Origin of the sequence: Mesorhizobium sp. M7A.F.Ca.US.002.01.1.1, from assembly GCF_004022955.1 — a bacterium.
In the GTDB taxonomy this organism is placed as follows: Bacteria; Pseudomonadota; Alphaproteobacteria; order Rhizobiales; family Rhizobiaceae; genus Mesorhizobium; species Mesorhizobium ciceri.
In genome coordinates, this window is the sequence record NZ_RZQE01000686.1 from 1 (window position 1) to 2,414 (window position 2,414).

The window sequence follows — 2,414 nt, forward strand, 5'->3', positions numbered from 1 at the left end:
GAACACGGTCGTGATCGATCGTCTGGATGGCACCTCCTGCAAGGCCGATTTTTTCTACACGCCCGCACCCGGTCAGCAAGTCGCAATCAAGGACGTGGCATGCAGGTAAACATGGGAGAACGAATGCTCCGTCTTGTCATCTTCATGGCCTTTGCCATGTTTCCGTTGTCCGCTTTGGCGCAAAGCTGCAGCTTCAGCGTCTCGAACATGAATTTCGGGTTGGTTGACACCCTCTCGGGCAGTCAGACCAACACGACCGCGACCATCAACATGAATTGCAGCGGCATTTGTCGGTCAGCGCATCCTGATCTGTGCGCATCTTGCGGCCGGCACAGGCGGCGCGTCGTCGGCGACGGCCCGCCAGATGTTTAGCGGAGCCAACGCACTCAACTATCAGCTCTATCCCGACTCGGCACGCAGCGTGGTTTGGGGTTCTTTTGCCTGGGCCTACGCTTCCCGCCCTCCGGCACTGGCATTGACCCCCAAATGTATTGGGCTCAGCCACTGGAACGGCGACTATTTATGGCGCCGTGGCCGGAGGGCAGGGAACCGTTCCACCTGGAACCTACCTTTCGACATTCTCCGGTGCGCAGATCGAATTTCGCTATCGCTATACCTCCGGCAGCAGTTGCAGTACCGCCTCCGGTACGGTGGCGGCTGATCCGACTTTCACCATCAATGCGACGGTCGCCGCCAACTGCCTTGTATCGACGCAGAACATCGAATTTGGATCAAAGGGGGTACTTGACGGCAATGTTGATGCCACCGGCCAGGTCTCAGTCACCTGCACACCAGCAGCGGCCTACACGGTCTCGCTGAATGGCGGCACGACAGGATCGCCGCCGACAACTCGCAAGATGTCGAAAGGCGTGGAAACAGTGACCTATGGCCTCTGCAAGAATGCTGATCGAACTCAGCCTTGGGGCGACGCTTCCGTGCCCGGCAGCACAGTGCCGGGAACTGGAACTGGGGTCCCGCAAGTCTTCACGGTTTATGGTCGCGTCCCGCCGCAGGCTACTCCTTCCGCAGGCGTATACACCGACACGGTTGTCGTCACTGTGACCTATTGAGCGATGAAGGCCTTTCCGACAAGACCTTGGTCCGAATTGACATTTACCTGACCCGCTCGAATGATCCGGCCAATGCAGGGGCAGGGATCATGCTGGTAACAAGCATCGCGAACGGCACCTTCGAGCCGGAGGAACTGTCTCTTCTCCAGGGGCTGTTCGATATGCTTTGTGAGCTGCGCGGCATTAACCGCGAAAGCCCCGAAGCTACGACGGCTGCCGAAAGCCTGATTGCACGTTACAAAGCCGGCCTTCGCGGCGATGAACTTTTTCTATCGGTCGCGCCGGAGTAGCTGCTGCTCCAACTCTCTTCAGGCAATCCATCGGGAACCATTAAGGTCACAAAGGGGTTGGGCTCGGTCTAACCGTGCGGGCCAACCATGCAAGAGCTTTCTCCCGAGCAACAGCAGGCTACATCGCGTCTCATTCGGTCGTGGATTACTTCAGAGACGCTGCGCCATCAAATCCGCCAACTGCTGGGAGGTCCAGCAGATTGGGATGTGACCGAGCAGCATCGGTCCATGCTTGACGAGCTGGATCGGAAGCTGAACGAATGACCCATGGCACAGCAGCGGTACGACTTTAAGGCAAGAGCCAGGTGGAAGCTGGACGGTGTTCGACGTGTTCACCGGCCAGGCGGCTGATGCGTGGGGCGCGCCGGCTGAAGGTCTGGACATGGGACATGCCGACGATCTGGTTGGCCTGCGAACGGCATTGACCTGAACCGTAGGGTCGCCCGGGGTGACTTCTAACCGTTGCTTCAATCTTCCCGCCGACCGCATCGACAGATGGTGATTTGGCAGGCTCGCCTATCGTGCTCTCTACCCGCTGCAGGATCGTATCGAGGGGCTCCGCGACCAGGATCTCGGCGAGCGGTCGATAGACGAATCGCAGGGACTCGGCGCGAGCAGACAGCTGAAGGCCCTTGCGATCCTCGGATTTGACTTCGCCGCGTCGGGAGTAACCCGTCCTTTCAGCGTGCGCAGCCCAATGGTAACTCCTGGGCGTCTTGCTCCCAGCGCTACAGCTCGAACCGCAGTTGACGTTGATCCGGCGGCAACACATCGCCTAGCGACGAAGCGTGACGCCATTCGGATGAGTTTCATGCCGCCCGTTCGCCAGGCGCTTCAATTGCCAAAGGGGGTGCGGTTCTATGTCAAAAGGGTAGGTCGGCACGATCAGATTACCAAGCAAGGGTGACGGTGACCGTGCCGACCGGCACTGGTCATGAGGAGGGACCCAAACAACCAGATCTACAAACTACGCGCAAAACGGTAATCCCGCAACTAAGCCCCATGGCCTAGGCTGCCCGTCAGGGCCATTGCGCGATAGCACCATAGGCACCAG

3 protein-coding genes are annotated in these 2,414 nt (G+C 59.0%); all 3 read left to right on the top strand.

Going from position 1 to position 2,414, the window contains the following annotated elements; genetic code table 11:
- Nucleotides 1–99 precede the first annotated feature (99 nt).
- Entirely contained in the window at nt 100–372 is a 273-nt protein-coding gene (locus EN932_RS39835) for a spore coat protein U domain-containing protein (protein WP_348630220.1), read from the top strand.
- Nucleotides 373–491: 119 nt separating this feature from the next.
- Nucleotides 492–1,070, top strand: coding sequence for a spore coat U domain-containing protein (locus EN932_RS39840; protein WP_263499185.1), 579 nt, complete (start codon nt 492–494; stop codon nt 1,068–1,070).
- Nucleotides 1,067–1,360 carry a hypothetical protein gene (locus EN932_RS34035; protein WP_164754994.1) on the top strand — a complete coding sequence of 98 codons (294 nt, stop codon included), beginning with the start codon at nt 1,067–1,069 and terminating at the stop codon, nt 1,358–1,360. The genes EN932_RS39840 and EN932_RS34035 overlap by 4 nt, the downstream gene beginning before the upstream one ends.
- The last annotated feature ends 1,054 nt before the right edge of the window (nt 1,361–2,414 follow it).

What these genes read in the sequence shown, in the direction of transcription:
- EN932_RS39835 (WP_348630220.1), top strand. Translation starts at nt 100, where the DNA reads ATGCAGGTAAACATGGGAGAACGAATGCTCCGTCTTGTCATCTTCATG.